The organism is Alicycliphilus denitrificans (genome assembly GCF_044792555.1).
Lineage (GTDB): Bacteria > Pseudomonadota > Gammaproteobacteria > Burkholderiales > Burkholderiaceae_C > Alicycliphilus > Alicycliphilus denitrificans_A.
Window position 1 is genome coordinate 1451877 of record NZ_CP126238.1, and the last position, 17033, is coordinate 1468909.

At 60.7% G+C, this 17033-nt stretch carries 19 protein-coding genes and 1 pseudogene; 15 read left to right on the top strand and 5 right to left on the bottom strand.

The window, feature by feature from the left end:
• Window positions 1–39: 39 nt before the first annotated feature.
• The 3 genes from P7644_RS06945 to P7644_RS06955 form a co-directional block, all read right to left on the bottom strand.
• Window positions 40–363, bottom strand: a complete 324-nt coding sequence (locus P7644_RS06945; RefSeq protein ID WP_063459325.1) for a helix-turn-helix transcriptional regulator — start codon at window positions 361–363, stop codon at window positions 40–42.
• A gap of 224 nt (window positions 364–587) precedes the next feature.
• Complete coding sequence (locus tag P7644_RS06950; protein WP_024815622.1) at window positions 588–1022, bottom strand: MarR family winged helix-turn-helix transcriptional regulator; 435 nt, start codon at window positions 1020–1022, stop codon at window positions 588–590.
• A 142-nt stretch (window positions 1023–1164) separates the two neighbouring features.
• Window positions 1165–3204: a heavy metal translocating P-type ATPase gene (locus P7644_RS06955; RefSeq protein ID WP_404302435.1), complete on the bottom strand. Its 2040-nt coding sequence runs from the start codon at window positions 3202–3204 to the stop codon at window positions 1165–1167.
• Here P7644_RS06955 and P7644_RS06960 point away from each other — a divergent pair.
• The 8 genes from P7644_RS06960 (at window position 3203) to P7644_RS06995 (ending at window position 11793) form a co-directional block, all read left to right on the top strand.
• Entirely contained in the window at window positions 3203–3541 is a 339-nt protein-coding gene (locus P7644_RS06960) for a DUF4148 domain-containing protein (RefSeq protein ID WP_404302437.1), read from the top strand. The genes P7644_RS06955 and P7644_RS06960 overlap by 2 nt on opposite strands.
• A gap of 74 nt (window positions 3542–3615) precedes the next feature.
• Entirely contained in the window at window positions 3616–3975 is a 360-nt protein-coding gene (czcI, locus tag P7644_RS06965; RefSeq protein WP_404302438.1) for a cation efflux protein, CzcI family, read from the top strand.
• A gap of 157 nt (window positions 3976–4132) precedes the next feature.
• Complete coding sequence (locus P7644_RS06970) at window positions 4133–5485, top strand: TolC family protein (protein WP_404302440.1); 1353 nt, start codon at window positions 4133–4135, stop codon at window positions 5483–5485.
• Window positions 5486–5487: 2 nt separating this feature from the next.
• On the top strand, window positions 5488–7104 hold the full coding sequence (locus P7644_RS06975; RefSeq protein ID WP_404302441.1) for an efflux RND transporter periplasmic adaptor subunit: 1617 nt from the start codon (window positions 5488–5490) through the stop codon (window positions 7102–7104).
• 15 nt (window positions 7105–7119) lie between these two features.
• A complete protein-coding gene (locus P7644_RS06980) occupies window positions 7120–10308 on the top strand; it encodes a CusA/CzcA family heavy metal efflux RND transporter (RefSeq protein WP_404302442.1) in 3189 nt (1062 codons plus the stop codon).
• A gap of 63 nt (window positions 10309–10371) precedes the next feature.
• Window positions 10372–10752: a hypothetical protein gene (locus P7644_RS06985; protein WP_024815608.1), complete on the top strand. Its 381-nt coding sequence runs from the start codon at window positions 10372–10374 to the stop codon at window positions 10750–10752.
• A 40-nt stretch (window positions 10753–10792) separates the two neighbouring features.
• Window positions 10793–11236: a hypothetical protein gene (locus P7644_RS06990; protein WP_404302443.1), complete on the top strand. Its 444-nt coding sequence runs from the start codon at window positions 10793–10795 to the stop codon at window positions 11234–11236.
• Window positions 11233–11793, top strand: a complete 561-nt coding sequence (locus tag P7644_RS06995) for a hypothetical protein (protein WP_404302445.1) — start codon at window positions 11233–11235, stop codon at window positions 11791–11793. The genes P7644_RS06990 and P7644_RS06995 overlap by 4 nt, the downstream gene beginning before the upstream one ends.
• Window positions 11794–11826: 33 nt before the next feature.
• On the opposite strand, the pseudogene P7644_RS07000 reads toward P7644_RS06995, so the two are convergent.
• Window positions 11827–12054 (bottom strand): annotated as a pseudogene (locus P7644_RS07000) (EamA/RhaT family transporter); the annotation flags it as partial.
• Between the two features lie 24 nt (window positions 12055–12078).
• Window positions 12079–12513: an Hg(II)-responsive transcriptional regulator gene (gene merR / locus P7644_RS07005; RefSeq protein ID WP_005303925.1), complete on the bottom strand. Its 435-nt coding sequence runs from the start codon at window positions 12511–12513 to the stop codon at window positions 12079–12081.
• A 71-nt stretch (window positions 12514–12584) separates the two neighbouring features.
• Between merR and P7644_RS07010 the strand changes: the two genes are divergently transcribed.
• Genes P7644_RS07010 through P7644_RS07040 form a run of 7 tightly spaced genes read left to right on the top strand, consistent with a single transcriptional unit; the run spans window position 12585 to window position 17024 of the window.
• Complete coding sequence (locus tag P7644_RS07010; RefSeq protein WP_001294663.1) at window positions 12585–12935, top strand: mercuric transport protein MerT; 351 nt, start codon at window positions 12585–12587, stop codon at window positions 12933–12935.
• A 13-nt stretch (window positions 12936–12948) separates the two neighbouring features.
• Window positions 12949–13224 (top strand): mercury resistance system periplasmic binding protein MerP, encoded by a 276-nt coding sequence (gene merP, locus P7644_RS07015; protein WP_000732292.1) that lies wholly within the window; start codon window positions 12949–12951, stop codon window positions 13222–13224.
• Window positions 13225–13259: 35 nt separating this feature from the next.
• Window positions 13260–13682, top strand: coding sequence for an organomercurial transporter MerC (gene merC, locus P7644_RS07020; RefSeq protein WP_001340589.1), 423 nt, complete (start codon window positions 13260–13262; stop codon window positions 13680–13682).
• Window positions 13683–13733: 51 nt separating this feature from the next.
• A complete protein-coding gene (gene merA, locus P7644_RS07025; RefSeq protein WP_000105636.1) occupies window positions 13734–15428 on the top strand; it encodes a mercury(II) reductase in 1695 nt (564 codons plus the stop codon).
• Between the two features lie 17 nt (window positions 15429–15445).
• Window positions 15446–15808 (top strand): mercury resistance co-regulator MerD, encoded by a 363-nt coding sequence (gene merD, locus P7644_RS07030; protein ID WP_247193159.1) that lies wholly within the window; start codon window positions 15446–15448, stop codon window positions 15806–15808.
• Window positions 15805–16041, top strand: a complete 237-nt coding sequence (merE, locus tag P7644_RS07035; protein WP_000993386.1) for a broad-spectrum mercury transporter MerE — start codon at window positions 15805–15807, stop codon at window positions 16039–16041. The genes merD and merE overlap by 4 nt, the downstream gene beginning before the upstream one ends.
• Window positions 16038–17024: a DUF3330 domain-containing protein gene (locus P7644_RS07040; RefSeq protein ID WP_016240397.1), complete on the top strand. Its 987-nt coding sequence runs from the start codon at window positions 16038–16040 to the stop codon at window positions 17022–17024. The genes merE and P7644_RS07040 overlap by 4 nt, the downstream gene beginning before the upstream one ends.
• Window positions 17025–17033 lie beyond the last annotated feature (9 nt).

Here is a 17033-nt window from a genome sequence, read left to right on the forward strand (position 1 = left end):
CACAGGCGCTTGGGGCATGGATTGCCCTACAGGGAACCCTCAGCAGTTGCAGGAGGCGGCCTCTTCAGTGAGGCATAGCGCACCCTGGCAACAGTTTTCTGTCAGGTAGGCCAGCAGACCGTTCATGGTCTGGTACGAGGCGCGATACACCAGGTTGCGCCCGTGGCGCTCCTGGCTCACCAGGCCAGCATGGGCCAACTCTTTGAGGTGAAACGACAGGGTGTTGGAGGCTACTCCCAGCTGCTCGGAGATTGCGCCAGGGGTGAGACCATCCTTGCCTGCCACGACGAGTGCGCGGAAGACACGGAGGCGTACTTCTTGAGCAAGCGCTGCAAGCGAGCGGACAACTTCAGGCTCATTCATTTCTCAATAATACACCAATTATTGAAATATAAGCCGGCTAAATCCACTCCTATTTGCATGGCGAGTGGCGGCTCGGGAAATGCGATTCGCCCCAATGGCCGTGATGAGTGGCACGCTCCAAAATCACACACCCTGGCTCGACCATCGAGGTACGCAGTCCAAAAGGCGCCAGCATCGGTCAGGGGTGGCGGCTTGCATCCGAAATCCTTGATTGAAGGAATCAGTCAGTAGACTGATTGGTCTTCTCTCAGGGCCGTCAACAACAACAGAAGGGATTTCTCGACTGCGGCACGATCCCGCTCACTCAGGCAGGCAAGCAATTGCACTGCGTGGTCATCCAGGGCAGCATTCCAATGATTGACTGACTGAAACCCTTCGTCGGTGAGCGTGACCAACCATTTCCGGGAATCGGCGGGATTGGGCTCCTTGACGACCAGACCACGGGTCGCCAGTGCGTCAACAGAACGCGACACCCAACTTTTTTCGCGTCCAACCCGCCTGCCCAGTTCAGTCATCGCAAGCGTCCCGGAGCGCTCCAGTTCGGCGAGCAGATTGCATTGGCTGTTCATCTTGCTGTTGCGTTCCACTGACCTACTTTGCGATTGTGTGAACAAACGGGCGACCTCCCGCAACAGACTTCCCGAAATGGCCGTTGTCATTTTGGTGCGTATTGCAGTGGATAGTATGAAGTCTTGGATTTTTCGTGTGGCCAACTCTTCCACTCAAGAGCCAAGGCGGTCGGCTCATAGCGCCGAAACTAGCTAGTGGAAGTGAGCATGTTCAGCCAGCTATGCGGTCTGGCTACCTTCGTGCCCTTCGAAGAAGGCGCAGGCCATTGCCCACGACCAGCAAGCTGGCCCCCATGTCTGCGAAGACCGCCATCCACATGGTCGCGGTGCCGACCACCGCCATCACCAGGAAGACGCTTTTGATACCCAGTGCCAAAGTAATGTTCTGCCACAGAACGGCGTGAGTATGTTTGGACAGTCGCACCGTCTCGGCTACACGCTGCAGATCGTCGTTCATGATGACCACATCGGCTGCTTCCATGGCCGTGTCGGTTCCCGCCGCACCCATGGCAAAACCGATGTCAGCCTGCGCTAGCGCCGGCGCATCGTTGATGCCGTCGCCGGTCATTCCAGTGGCGCCATAGCGCTTTTGCATTTCCTTGATGGCGTCGAGCTTGGCTTCGGGGAGCAAATCGCCACGGGCTTCATCAATTCCGGCCTGGGCAGCGATGGCCATTGCCGTGGCCGCGTTGTCACCCGTCAGCATCACCGGCGTCACTCCCAGCGCCTTGAGGTCGACGATGGCCTGTTTCGACGTCTCGCGAATGGTGTCCGCTACCGCAAACAGCGCCAGGACGCGCGATTCGTCCGCCAGGAGGGTGACCGTGCGGCCTTGTTTTTCTTGGATGGCCAGCTCCGCCTCCAACTCCGGACCGCACAGTCCTTGCTCATGGATCAGACGGTGATTGCCCAGCGTCAACCGCACACCATTGACCATGCCTTCGACGCCGCGCCCGGGCAGCGCTTTGAAGTTTTCAGCCTCGGGCCCCTTGATCTCCAGTCCCTGGACGATTGCCTTAGAGACAGGGTGGTCGGACCGAACCGCAAGGCTGGCAGCCATTTGCTGGACTTCCGTCTCATCAGCACCACCCCACACCTGCCACTTCACCAGCTTGGGTTTGCCTTCGGTGATGGTGCCGGTCTTGTCGAGCGCCACCGCCTTAAGGAGCCGGGCATCTTCCAGGTAGGTTCCGCCCTTGATCAGGATCCCGCGGCGCGCTCCTGCAGCCAATCCGCTGACCACCGTGACCGGCGTGGAAATGACCAGAGCGCACGGGCAGGCGATCACCAGCAGAACCAGGGCCTTGTAGAGCGCCTCCAGCCAGGTAAGGCCCATCAGAAAAGGAGTAAGGACAGCTACCGCCACGGCAATGGCGAAAACTGCGGGGGTGTAGATAGAGGCGAACCGGTCCACAAATCGCTGCGTCGGAGCGCGCGTTCCTTGCGCTTGTTCGACAGCTTGGATGATCCTGGCCAAGGTGGTATTGCTCGACAAGGCCGTAACCTCGAACTCCAGTTCACCGGTCTCGTTGATCGTGCCGGCGAACACCTGGTCTCCAGGTGCCTTGTCCACGGGGATGCTCTCGCCAGTCACAGGGGCCTGGTTGATGGCGCCGTTGCCCTTGGTCACCATACCATCCAGCGGCACGCGTTCGCCAGGCTTGATGCGCACGGTCGCTCCAATGGCCACCGAGGCCACCGGTGTAGCGGTCCATGCTCCGTTGGTGCCCAGTACCAAAGCCTCTTCGGGCGCCAGTTCCAGCAAGCCCTTGATAGCGTTTCGGGCCCGGTCCACTGCCTTGGCTTCGATGAGCTCCGCAATCGCGTACAGAGCCATCACCATCGCGGCTTCTGGCCACTGACCAATGAGGAATGCGCCGGTGACGGCCACCGACATCAGCGCATTGATGTTCAGCCTGCCGCGCAGCAGCGCCGCAATGCCTTTTTTGTAGGTGTCGATGCCGGCCAGCCAGATAGCCAGAGCGGCAATCGCCATGCCGGCCACTTTCCAAGCCATCTGGTCTGGCGCGAAGAACGCGAGAACCTCAGCCCCCGTGGCGAACACGAGTGCGGCAACCAAACGTGAGATGCCGCCTGCAAAACCATGTCCATGGTCGTCGCCTTCGGCGGATCCAACCACGTGTCCCCCCTTGGCTTCGCCCGCGTCTGCCACTGGTTGCGGATCGAAACCCGCATTGCGGATGGCTTCGAGTGCCAACGGGTAGTCCCGGCAAATCGCCGAGGGCTGATTCAAATCAAGGGACAACACCATGACCGTTCGCAAACCCCTCTCGCTCACTTTGATTGCCTTCGCTATCGCGGCTCCAGGATTGGCATCTGCCTCGTCGCTGTACCATCCCGCCGACGGCGAAGTGGGCATGACCACCCATCCCGACCACATGCAGAGCACAATGTCCCGTGGCGATGTGCTTCAGGCTGTCGAAGTGGCGCGCAAGGATGGCACCCTGGCGATCCTTTCACGCGGGGGTGCGTTGCCTGTCAAAGCAACGGGCGTAACGAAGACCCGCGAGCAAGTTCAACAGGAATTTCTCAACATGTCGGCAGCTGAAAAGAAGGCGCTTCTGGACATGAACGGCGGCGCTCGCTGATTTCCCACCCCAGTGCCCTTCAGCGGCCATCCAAGCCTCAGTGCGCCCTTCATGACGCATGCTAGACTTCAATAATGCGCCGCTTGATCGCTGTTTTTATGCTTGCATTGCTTCCGTTCCAGTTCAGCTGGTCTGCGGTGGCTGCTTATTGCATGCATGAGAACTCAACCGCGCAGTCGCAGCACCTTGGGCATCACGAACACAAGCATGAAGCCAAAGGCGGGAATGGTCAGGCCGAAAAGTCCAGCCAGGGAGCCGATGCATTTGATGTTGACTGTTCAGTCTGTCATGGCGCGGGTATCGGGGCCTTAAACTGGTCAGATGCAAAGCCAGTCTTCATCCATGAAAGCCGCGTGGAGCCTCCTTCAGGCAAGCGCCTGCTGGCTGTAACCCCCACGCCCCCAGACCGCCCTCAGTGGTCCGTCCTCGCCTGATCGGCGGGGGCACCTCACTTCTCTTTTTCAGTCTTGTCCGCCATCGCGGCGGAAGCAGTTGCGTGTGTTGCAGCTGAAGTGACTGACGAGTTGCCAGGCAGCTGCACGGTTGCCAGTCCGCCGATTCCCGCGTGTTTTGAAATCACTGGAGAATCGGATGTTCAAGGGTACTTACCTTCAAGAGATGCCGCACGCATGGCGCGGCCGTAGAAAGATCAAGCTCGCGGCAGGCGCCGCAGCTATATGGCTGGCCTCGGGCGGTGCCTTTTCGCAGGGCTTGCCACCAGGGCACGTCGTTGGAGAACGAGCACCTGAGGCTGCTGCAGCCGCCACTGCGGAGCCATTGTCGTTGGCCAAGGCCATCGAATTGGCCCTGGAGGGAAATCCGGAGGTGGCTGCGGCGAAACGCCAATTGGAGGCAACCGAAGGACAGGTTCTTCAAGGACGCTCGCGCCCCAATCCAGAGCTTGCGTACTCCCTGGAAGACGCACGCTCCAAGACGCGTACGCAGAGCTGGCAACTCAATCTTCCCTTAGAACTGGGTGGGAAACGTGCGGCGCGCACCAAGGCGGCCGAAAAATCACGCGAGCAAGCACAAGCCCAACTCGCCGAGCTTAAAGCTACCGTGCGGGCCAATGTCGCTGCCGCTTACTTTGACGTTCTGACTGCGCAGGAACGATTGGTACTGGCCAGAGACAGCGCAGCGTTGGCCAAATCCTCAACGGATACCGTCGCAAAGCGTGTAGCTGCTGGCAAAGTATCCCCTGTGGAAGAGTCCAAGGCCCGGGTTGCAGAAGCCGGCGTCCGCGTCGAACTCGCCCAGGCTGCGAGCGAACAACGCAATGCTCTGTCCCGTCTGTTCGCGCTGTTGGGACGGATCGACACGCCTTTCACCGTCCTGGAGGGCAAGGCCGAGAACCTGCCCTCGGCCCCGAGCCTCGCCGATCTCCAGCCCCTGATTTCTTCAGCGCCAGGCGTGGTACTTGCGCGAATCGAGGTGGATCGGCGCAAGGCCTTGAGCGACCTGGAACAAAGCAAGCGCGTGCCCGATGTCACCGTCAGCGTCGGCATGCAGCGCAGCAACGAGACGCAGCGAAACGTCCTTCTTCTCGGGGTCTCTGTGCCTCTTCCCGTCTTCGACCGCAACCAAGGCAACCTCCTGGAGGCGCTGAAACTTGAAGACAAGGCCCGCGATGAGCTGCAAGCGGCCACCGTGCGCCTGCACAGCGAAGTGGCGCAGGCACGAGAGCGCCTTACCACGATCACCGCAGAGGTTCAGTCACTGCAGCAGGACGTTCTGCCCGGTGCTAAGTCGGCCTATGACGCCGCCGCCATTGGTTTCGAGAACGGTAAGTTCAATTTCCTGGAAGTGCTCGATGCCCAACGCACTTACTTCACCGCCAAATCCCAGTACCTCAAAGCCCTTGGCGAAGCACACCGTGCAGCGGCTGATATCGACCGCCTGCTCGGGGCCAGCATGGTTCCCGGCCTGATCGCAACGCAACACTGAGCATGACCATGAACATGAACTCCAGCAAATCCACCATCAGTAAAAAACACCTGATCGCCATAGCAGTAGTCCTCGCACTAGGGGTCAGCGCGGGAGCCTTCATCTTGCAAGGTGGCGGCAAGCCCAAAGCTGCGACCGCCGAGGGCGATGGCCACGGGCACGGCGGCCACACCGAGGCCAAGGGGCACGGCGACGGCGAGCACCATGGCAAGGGTGGCGAAATGGGCCACGACGATGACAAGGGGCATGCCGATGGTGAACACCACGAAAAGAGCGAAGCCAAGGGCCCACATGGCGGTACCGTGTTCAAGGAAGGCGACTTCAGCTTGGAAGCGTTGTTGTCTGAAGACGGTGGCGAGCCTCGACTGCGAATCTGGCTGTCCGACAAAGATAAACCGCTGCCCCTGAATGCTGCAACGGTCACGGCAACTGTGATCCGCCCGACAGATGAAAAGCAGAAGCTGACGTTTACCACTGAAAAGTACAGTCTGGTCAGCCGCGAGATCGTTGCGGAACCCCACGCGTTCGACATCGAGATCATCGCGCAGACTGCCACAGAGCCCTTCATGTTCCTGATGAGCAAGGAAGAAGGAAAGATCGAACTGAGCGATGCCCAGATCAAGGCTGCATCCATCAAGGTGGACTCTTCGATCAAAGCCAACATCAAGACAGCGTTGCTCCTTCCCGGCGAGATACGCTTGAACGAAGACCGCACGTCTCACGTTGTGCCCCGGCTTGCGGGAGTCGTGGAAAGCGTCAATGCCAGCTTGGGTCAAGTGGTCAAGAAAGGACAAGTCTTGGCGGTGATCGCGAGCCCGACTGCTTCCGAGCAACGCAGCGAGCTGCAGACGGCCCAAAAGCGCTTAACGCTGGCAAAGACCACCTACGAGCGAGAGAAAAAGCTGTGGGAGCAGAAGGTGTCTGCCGAGCAGGACTACCTGCAGGCTAAGCAGGCCTTGAGCGAAGCAGAAGTTGCTGTCGCCAACGCCCATCAGAAGCTGAGCGCCATGGGGTTGTCTGCCTCGTCAGTATCTGGACTCAATCGCATAGAGCTGCGTGCGCCCTTTGACGGCATCGTCATCGAAAAGCACCTGAGTCTCGGCGAAGCCGTGAAGGAAGATGCTGCGGTTTTCACCATCTCGGACCTTTCCCAGGTGTGGACCGAGATCAATGTTCCGGCAAAAGACTTACCAGCGGTGCGTGTGGGTGAAAAGGTCACGATCAAGGCCACCGCCTTTGACGCCTCCGCTACAGGCACTGTCGCTTTTGTAGGAGCGCTCATTGGCGAGCAAACCCGCACGGCAAAAGCCCGCGTGGTTCTTGACAACCCCAAGGGCGCTTGGCGCCCCGGCCTGTTTGTCAATGTTGAGGTGGTGTCCGAAGAAACGGTAGCGCCTGTAACCATCTCGGCCGACGCCGTCCAAAACGTCGGGGAAAAGCCGGTGGTCTTCCTCAAGGTTGATGGAGGCTTTCTCGCTCAACCCGTGAAGCTGGGCCGAAGCGATGGCAAGCGGGTCGAAGTCCTCTCGGGTCTCAAAGCCGGTATGCCCTACGCCTCGACCGGCAGCTTCGTCGTGAAGTCTGAACTCGGCAAGGGATCTGCCGAACACACGCACTGATCGCGGAGCGCATACATGTTTGAAAAACTCATTCGATTCTCTATCGAGCAGCGATGGTTGGTGCTTCTAGCGGCCCTGGGCATGGTGGCGCTTGGCGTCTTCAGCTACCAAAAGCTGCCTATCGATGCGGTCCCTGACATTACGAACGTCCAGGTTCAGATCAACACCCAGGCCGCAGGCTACTCGCCTTTGGAGACTGAGCAGCGGGTTACATACCCCATTGAGACGGTCATGGCTGGCCTGCCAAACCTGGAACAGACCAGGTCGCTTTCGCGGTACGGTCTGTCGCAGGTGACCGTCATTTTTAAAGACGGAACCGACATCTATTTTGCTCGCCAGCTCGTCAACGAGCGTATCCAGGAGGCGCGTGACAAGCTGCCTGCAGGCATCACGCCAGCGCTGGGGCCCATCTCGACCGGGCTGGGCGAAATCTATCTCTGGACTGTAGAAACCAAGGACGGGGCGAAGAAGCCTGACGGCTCGCCCTATACCGCGACAGACCTGCGCGAGATTCAGGACTGGATCATCAAGCCACAGCTGCGAAATGTTCCAGGCGTGACCGAGATCAACTCCATTGGTGGCTTTGCCAAGGAGTACCAGATTGCACCCATCCCAGAACGACTGGCATCCCTGGGCGTGACATTGCAGGATGTAGTCACTGCGCTGGACCGCAATAACGGCAACGTGGGCGCGGGCTATATCGAAAAGCGCGGCGAGCAGTACCTCATTCGCGCGCCCGGTCAAGTCAAATCGCTGGAAGACATTGGAAACGTGATCCTCAGCAGTGCCAACGGTGTTCCTGTGCGCGTGCGCGACGTGGCAGAGGTGGGCATTGGCCGAGAGCTGCGCACCGGTGCCGCAACCGACAACGGGCGCGAAGTGGTCCTCGGCACGGTGTTCATGCTGATCGGTGAGAACAGCCGGACCGTCTCGCAGGCAGTGGACAAGAAGATGTTGGAAGTCAACAAGAGCCTCCCAGAGGGAGTGCACGCGGTGACGGTCTACGACCGTACCGTGCTTGTTGACAAAGCCATCAGCACGGTGAAGAAGAACCTGCTGGAGGGCGCGGTTCTCGTGATCGTGATCCTGTTCCTCTTTCTGGGCAACATCCGCGCTGCCATCATCACGGCAATGGTCATCCCCTTGTCGATGCTCTTCACCTTCACGGGTATGGTCCAGTACAAGGTGAGCGCCAACCTGATGAGCCTGGGAGCGCTGGACTTCGGCATCATCATCGATGGCGCTGTGGTGATCGTTGAGAACTGCGTACGGCGCCTTGCCCATGCACAAGCGCACCACGGTCGGCCACTGACGCGGGCCGAGCGCTTCCATGAGGTGTTCTTGGCATCCCAGGAGTCAAGGCGCCCATTGCTATTCGGCCAGCTCATCATCATGGTGGTGTACCTGCCCATCTTCGCGCTCACGGGGGTGGAAGGAAAGATGTTCCACCCCATGGCCTTCACTGTGGTCGCTGCTTTGGTGGGCGCAATGATCCTGTCGGTAACCTTCATCCCCGCAGCGGTAGCCTTGTTCATCGGCAATCGGGTCAGCGAGAAGGAGAACTTCCTGCTGGGCCATGCCAAGCGCTTGTACGGTCCGCTGCTCGACCGTGTCATGGCCGCAAAGGCGGTCGTACTGACCGCAGCCGCAGTTGCGGTGGTCTTGTGCGGCTTGATCGCCACGCGCATGGGCAGCGAGTTTGTGCCCAATCTCAATGAAGGCGACTTTGCGATCCAGGCGCTGCGCATCCCAGGCACCAGTCTTTCCCAGTCAGTCCAAATGCAGCAGCAGATTGAAAGGACCTTGAAAGAGAAATTCCCCGAGATCGAGCGCATTTTCGCCAGAACCGGAACAGCGGAGATCGCCTCAGACCCCATGCCGCCGAACATTTCGGACGGGTACATCATGCTCAAGCCAACGGCCGAATGGCCCGAACCTCGAAAAACCCGCGACGAACTACTCGCGGCGATTCAGGAAGTCATCGGGAAAATCCCCGGCAACAACTATGAGTTCTCCCAGCCCATTCAGCTGCGCTTTAACGAGCTGATCTCCGGGGTGCGCAGTGACGTGGCCGTGAAGATCTTCGGTGACGACATGGATGTCCTGAACAAGTCCGCTGAAGAAGTATCTGCGATGCTGCAGAAGATCCAAGGTTCCTCTGAGGTGAAGGTGGAGCAGACGACGGGCCTTCCTATGCTCACAGTGAACATCGACCGCCAAAAGGCCGCCCGCTATGGTCTGAACGTCGCCGACATCCAAGACACCGTGGCCACCGCGATTGGTGGTCGTGAGGCGGGCACCATGTTCGAGGGAGACCGCCGGTTTGACATCTTGGTTCGCTTGCCTGAGGCACTGCGTAACGACTTGGAAGGGATGAAGCGGCTGCCGATACCGCTGCCGCGTTCTGCCAGTGGTACGGATGCCAAGACGAACTTCATCCCGCTGGGCGAAGTGGCAACGTTCGAGCTCGCTCCTGGCCCGAATCAGGTGAGCCGAGAAAACGGCAAGCGCCGCATCGTCGTGAGCACCAACGTGCGCGGGCGCGATGTGGGCTCTTTCGTCGCAGAGGCTGAGCTAGGCCTGGCCCAGATCAAGATTCCTACCGGCTATTGGACGAGCTGGGGGGGAACCTTCGAGAACTTGCAGTCGGCCACTCAGCGCCTGCAGATCGTCGTGCCGGTGTCCCTGCTGCTGGTTTTTGTGCTGCTATTCGCTATGTTCGGCAACGTCAAGGATGGTCTGCTGGTCTTCACCGGCATCCCATTCGCTTTGACGGGGGGCATCCTGGCGCTTTGGCTTCGCGACATTCCGATGTCTATCTCTGCGGCGGTCGGCTTCATCGCGCTTTCTGGGGTGGCCGTGCTCAATGGTCTGGTGATGATTTCGTACATCCGCAGCTTGAGGGAAGGCGGTGTGGGTCTTGACGAAGCAATCCGTGACGGAGCGCTCACCCGGCTACGGCCGGTTCTGATGACTGCCCTTGTGGCCTCGCTGGGCTTCATTCCCATGGCCATTGCGACAGGTACCGGCGCTGAAGTCCAGCGTCCCCTGGCCACTGTAGTGATCGGCGGAATTCTCTCGTCCACGCTGCTCACGCTTCTCGTACTGCCGATTCTTTACCGTCTGGCCCACCGACCCGATGAGGAAGATGAGGATGTGTCTGCTGAGCCATCGCATCCCCCGGACGTGTCTGCGCCCGTGTAGTTGAAACGGTCCCGCTCGCTGATTGCGGGACCGTCCCCTTTCTCCAACCCCTAAGGAACTGTCATGAAACTCTCACAACTCATTCTTGCCCTGTCAGTGTCGATCTCGGGCGCAGCCTTCGCTGCGGACAATCACGGCCACGACCTAAAGCCGATGCACGGTGGTGCTGTCGCAGAAGCCAAGGAGGTCGAGTACGAATTCGTTGCCAGCGCCGACAAGCTGCAGCTCTATATGCGCGACCATGGAAAGCCAGTTGCCGTGGCGGGAATGACCGCCAAGGTCACGCTGCTGGCAGGCAGCGAGAAACAGGATGTCCAGCTCCAAGCCGGTGACGGCAAGCTGGAAGCCACGGGCAGTTTCAAAGTCCCCGCCGGTACCAAAGCCGTCGTCGCCGTTTCGAAGGCCGGCAAGTCGGTTGCCTCCGTGCGTTTCACGCTGAAGTAGTACGAAGCCTGGCTGGGGGGGGCGCCCTCGCGACGCCCCAGTGTTGATCCATTTTTCGCAGTCCGTTCATGTCAAAGCAGCTGACTACATATCGGCGAGTTCGATCCGCCCATCGGCAACATGCCTGTGCTGGAGGCTAAAAAAAGGAGCGATCCATGTCAATGCAGGTGGCACAGGTCGCGCTTTTTGCCAAGCTGTTCTGGATTTGGATCGGCTTGTTGACCTCCGTGTTTGTGTTTTGGAGGTTGCGGCGTATCTGGCTCAAACGCCACCCGCCATTGGACGTGAGACTCAAGTACAGCCGACGCTTGGCCAAGAGACTGAGGGATCGGCAGGCAATGCGTTTGAAATACCGAAAAGCACCGAAATCGCGGCACCGCCAGATGCAATCCAAGGAAACAGACCGTGGGTAAAAGTGCCGGAGTCGCTGACAAACCTGCAGTCGCTGATCAACAACCTCCACAGCAAAGAATCAGATCCATGACAAAAATTCCTGCACATTCAGGCACCCGCCGCCTCTGCGTGATCCTTACTTCTGTGCTGGCTGCTAGCTTGCTGGCGGGTTGTGCTACCCCTACTGGGGCCGATCCTTCCGCAGAAGCGCCATACTGTTACAAAGCCAGGAAGGGTCGAGTAATCGCATGCACTCGGGTGCCCGCACCCAGCCTGAATGCCGACGCTCAGGCGAAGCGCTTTAATCCCGATCCGAATGCGCTCACCGTCTATGTCGTGCGGCGCAACTGGGGAGATGGCGGGCGCTTTGTCAAGATCAGCGCGGATAACGAAATGACCGCAGAGACACTCCCTAACACGATGGTGCGCTTCAAGTTGAAGCCAGGAACGCATACGTTCACCTTGGATTTCGAAGGAGAGCGTCAAGTCGCAACTGTGGATGGCAAAGCCGGTGACCTACGATTTCTTCGTATCGATGGAACGGTTTGGGCGTGGAAGAGCACGTTTGTATGGACGACTGACGGCGAGGATGCTATTCGGGAAAGGGCTTACAAGGCTCGCCTGGTCTCCGACCTGACGGTCAAGTGACCTCGGGGGAGCAGACAAAAAAATACCGGGGGTTCAGTGAACGTGTTGATGGTGCACGTCAGGAGCATGGGGATGGGCGTGGGTCATAGGTTCATGGGTGTGCATGTGACTGTGGCTGCCCTTTGGCATCACAGCGTGCGTATGTGAATGGTGCCCATCGTCGTGCCGGTGGGCATGCTCATGCTCCAGCACCTCGTGCGTGTGCTCATGTCCATGGCTTTCCGCCAGATGGAGCACTACTCCCGCCAACATGGGGGCACCTCAGAAAACGGAAAATAAAGCACGCTAAGGCATAGCTGACCTTGCCAGGCCTGCTTCGCCCTGTAGTGACGCGATCAACGGGCAGGAAACATTCCCCTTTCGTGCATGGCAGGCGCACACGAGTTCAGACAGCACGGTTTCCATGCGCGCCAAGTCGGCCATCTTCTCGCGCACGTCCTTGAGCTTGTGTTCGGCCAGGCTGCTGGCCTCCTCGCAGTGGGTGCCATCGTCGAGCCGCAACAGCTCGGCAATCTCGTCCAGACTGAACCCCAGCCGCTGTGCCGATTTCACGAATTTCACCCGAACCACGTCCGCCTCCCCATAGCGGCGGATGCTGCCGTAAGGCTTGTCCGGTTCCGGCAACAGGCCCTTGCGCTGATAGAAGCGGATTGTCTCCACGTTGACCCCGGCCGCCTTGGCAAAAACGCCAATGGTCAGGTTTTCCAAATTATTTTCCATATCGCTTGACTCCGTACATGAGTACGGAAGTAAGGTTACGCTATCCAATCCAAATTCAAAAGGGCCAACGTATGTCTGAACCACAAAACGGGCGCGGTGCGCTCTTCGCCGGCGGGCTGGCCGCCATTCTTGCATCGACCTGCTGCCTGGGGCCGCTAGTACTGGTCGCCCTGGGCTTCTCCGGTGCTTGGATCGGCAACCTGACGGTGCTGGAACCCTATCGACCGTTGTTCATCGGCGCGGCGCTAGTGGCGCTGTTCTTCGCCTGGAAGCGGATTTACCGGCCCGTGCAGGCATGCAAGCCAGGTGAGGTCTGCGCGATTCCGCAGGTGCGCGCCACCTACAAGCTGATTTTCTGGATCGTGGCCGTGCTGGTCCTGGTCGCGCTTGGATTTCCCTATGTCGTTCCATTTTTCTATTAACCAGGAGTTCATCATGAAGAAACTGTTTGCCTCCCTTGCCCTCGCCGCCGCTGTTGCCCCGGTGTGGGCCGCTACCCAGACCGTCACGCTAGCGGTTCCCGGCATGACTTGCGCCGCCTGCCCGATCACAGTCAAGAAAGCGCTCTCCAAGGTCGAAGGCGTGAGCAAGGTCGATGTGGGCTTCGAGAAGCGCGAGGCCGTCGTCACTTTTGACGACACCAAGGCCAGCGTACAGAAGCTGACCAAGGCCACCGCAGACGCCGGCTATCCGTCCAGCGTCAAGCAGTGAGCCAGCAAGCCAACGACAACAGCGAGAGCCGCTTCATGGGACTGATGACACGCATTGCCGATAAAACCGGCGCGCTCGGCAGCGTCGTTTCCGCGATGGGCTGCGCCGCCTGCTTTCCAGCCCTCGCCAGCTTCGGCGCGGCCATCGGGCTGGGCTTCTTGAGCCAGTACGAGGGACTGTTCATCAGCCGCCTGCTGCCGCTGTTTGCCGCGCTGGCCTTCCTGGCGAACGCGCTGGGTTGGTTCAGTCATCGGCAATGGCTGCGCAGTCTGCTCGGCATGATCGGCCCGGCCATCGTGTTTGCGGCCACGGTCTGGCTGCTCGGCAACTGGTGGACGGCGAACCTGATGTACGTCGGCCTGGCCTTGATGATTGGGGTGTCGATCTGGGACTTCGTGTCGCCGGCGCATCGCCGTTGCGGACCGGACGGCTGCGAACTCCCCGCCAAGCGCTTGTGAAAGACGGCTGACCGTGCGACACGGCGGCCCACACGAATAAGGAACGATGGTATGAGCACTCTCAAAATCACCGGCATGACTTGCGACTCGTGCGCAGTGCATGTCAAGGACGCCCTGGAGAAAGTGCCCGGCGTGCAATCAGCGGATGTCTCCTACGCCAAGGGCAGCGCCAAGCTCGCCATTGAGGTCGGCACGTCACCCGACGCGCTGACGGCCGCTGTAGCTGGACTCGGTTATCGGGCCACGCTGGCCGATGCCCCCTCAGTTTCGACGCCGGGCGGATTGCTCGACAAGATGCGCGATCTGCTGGGCAGAAACGACAAGACGGGTAGCAGCGGCGCATTGCATATCGCCGTCATCGGCAGCGGCGGGGCCGCGATGGCAGCGGCGCTGAAGGCCGTCGAGCAAGGCGCACGTGTCACGCTGATCGAGCGCGGCACCATCGGCGGCACCTGCGTCAATGTCGGTTGTGTGCCGTCCAAGATCATGATCCGCGCCGCCCATATCGCCCATCTGCGCCGGGAAAGCCCGTTCGATGGCGGCATCGCCGCTACCACGCCGACCATCCAGCGCACGGCGCTGCTGGCCCAGCAGCAGGCCCGCGTCGATGAACTGCGCCACGCCAAGTACGAAGGCATCTTGGAGGGCAATCCGGCGATCACTGTGCTGCACGGCTCCGCCCGCTTTAAGGACAATCGCAACCTGATCGTGCAACTCAACGACGGCGGCGAGCGCGTGGTGGCATTCGACCGCTGCCTGATCGCCACCGGCGCGAGCCCGGCCGTGCCGCCGATTCCCGGCCTGAAAGACACTCCGTACTGGACTTCCACTGAAGCGCTGGTCAGCGAGACGATTCCTAAGCGCCTGGCCGTGATTGGCTCATCAGTGGTGGCGCTGGAGCTGGCGCAGGCGTTCGCCCGACTCGGAGCGAAGGTGACGATCCTGGCTCGCAGCACGCTGTTCTTCCGCGAAGACCCAGCTATAGGCGAAGCCGTCACGGCCGCATTCCGCATGGAGGGCATCGAGGTGAGGGAACACACCCAGGCCAGCCAGGTCGCGTATATCAATGGTGAAGGGGACGGCGAATTCGTGCTCACCACGGCGCACGGCGAACTGCGCGCCGACAAGCTGCTGGTCGCCACCGGCCGCGCGCCCAACACACGCAAGCTGGCACTGGATGCGACGGGCGTCACGCTCACCCCGCAAGGCGCTATCGTCATCGACCCCGGCATGCGTACAAGCGTGGAACACATCTACGCCGCAGGCGACTGCACCGACCAGCCGCAGTTCGTCTATGTGGCGGCAGCGGCCGGCACTCGCGCCGCGATCAACATGACCGGCGGTGACGCGGCCCTGAACCTGACCGCGATGCCGGCCGTGGTGTTCACCGACCCGCAAGTGGCGACCGTAGGCTACAGCGAGGCGGAAGCGCACCATGACGGCATCAAAACTGATAGTCGCACGCTAACGCTGGACAACGTGCCGCGCGCGCTCGCCAACTTCGACACGCGCGGCTTCATCAAACTGGTGGTTGAAGAAGGCAGCGGACGACTGATCGGCGTGCAGGCAGTGGCCCCGGAAGCGGGCGAACTGATCCAGACGGCCGCACTGGCGATTCGCAACCGGATGACGGTGCAGGAACTGGCCGACCAGTTGTTCCCCTACCTGACGATGGTCGAAGGGTTGAAGCTCGCGGCGCAGACCTTCAACAAGGATGTGAAGCAGCTTTCCTGCTGCGCCGGGTGAGGACAAGGAGGTGTGCGATGAGCGCCTACACGGTATCGCAACTGGCCCATAACGCTGGGGTGAGCGTACATATCGTGCGCGACTACCTGGTGCGCGGCTTGTTACGGCCGGTGGCCTGCACCGCGGGCGGCTACGGCGTGTTCGACGATGCGGCCTTGCAACGGCTGTGCTTCGTGCGCGCGGCCTTTGAGGCGGGTATCGGCCTGGATGCCCTGGCGCGGCTGTGCCGTGCGCTCGACGCAGCGGACGGCGCACAAGCCGCAGCGCAGCTTGCCGTGCTGCGCCAGTTGGTCGAGCGGCGGCGCGCGGCGTTGGCCCATCTGGACGCGCAACTGGCCTCCATGCCAGCCGAGCGGGCGCACGAGGAGGCATTGCCGTGAACGCCCCTGACAAACTGCCGCCCGAGACGCGCCAACCCGTTTCCGGCTACCTGTGGGGTGCGCTGGCCGTGTTGACCTGCCCCTGCCATCTGCCGATTCTCGCCGCCGTGCTGGCCGGGACGACCGCCGGTGCCTTCCTTGGCGAGCATTGGGGTGTTGCCGCGCTCGCGCTGACCGGCTTGTTCGTTCTGGCCGTAACGCGGCTGCTGCGCGCCTTCCGGGGCGGATCATGACGAGTTCGCAGCCCGCCGGATGGACGGCGGCCGAGTTGGCGCAGGCGGCGGCGCGCGGACAGCTTGACCTGCATTACCAGCCGCTGGTCGATCTGCGCGATCACCGGATCGCTGGCGCGGAAGCGTTGATGCGCTGGCGGCATCCGAGGCTTGGCCTGTTGCCGCCCGGCCAGTTCCTGCCGCTGGCCGAGTCGTTCGGCCTGATGCCGGAAATAGGCGCGTGGGTGCTGGGCGAGGCCTGTCGCCAGATGCACAAGTGGCAAGGACCGGCATGGCAACCGTTCCGTCTTGCCGTCAATGTGTCCGCCAGCCAGGTTGGGCCAACGTTCGACGACGAGGTAAAGCGGGTGCTGGCCGATATGGCCCTGCCCGCCGAGCTTCTGGAGATCGAACTGACCGAATCGGTCGCATTCGGCAATCCAGCCCTGTTCGCCAGTTTCGACGCCTTGCGCGCCATCGGCGTGCGCTTCGCCGCCGACGACTTCGGCACCGGCTATTCCTGCCTGCAACATCTGAAATGCTGCCCCATCACCACATTGAAAATCGACCAATCCTTTGTCGCCAGGCTCCCGGATGATGCCCGTGACCAAACTATCGTGCGGGCGGTGATCCAGCTCGCGCACGGGCTGGGCATGGAGGTGGTAGCCGAGGGTGTGGAAACACCCGACTGCCTTGCGTGGTTGCGGCAGGCGGGTTGCGACACGGTGCAGGGTTTCCTGTTCGCCAGGCCGATGCCGGCGGCGGCCTTCGTCGGCTTCGTCAACCAATGGAGGAACACCACCATGAACGCCAATGAACCGAGCACCAGTTGCTGCGTGTGCTGCAAGGAAATCCCGCTCGATGCCGCCTTCACGCCGGAAGGGGCCGAGTACGTGGAGCATTTCTGCGGGCTGGAGTGCTATCAGCGCTTCCAGGCGCGGGCCAGCACTGCGACCGAAACCAGCGTCAAACCGGACGCTTGTGATTCGCCGCCGTCAGGTTGAGGCATACCC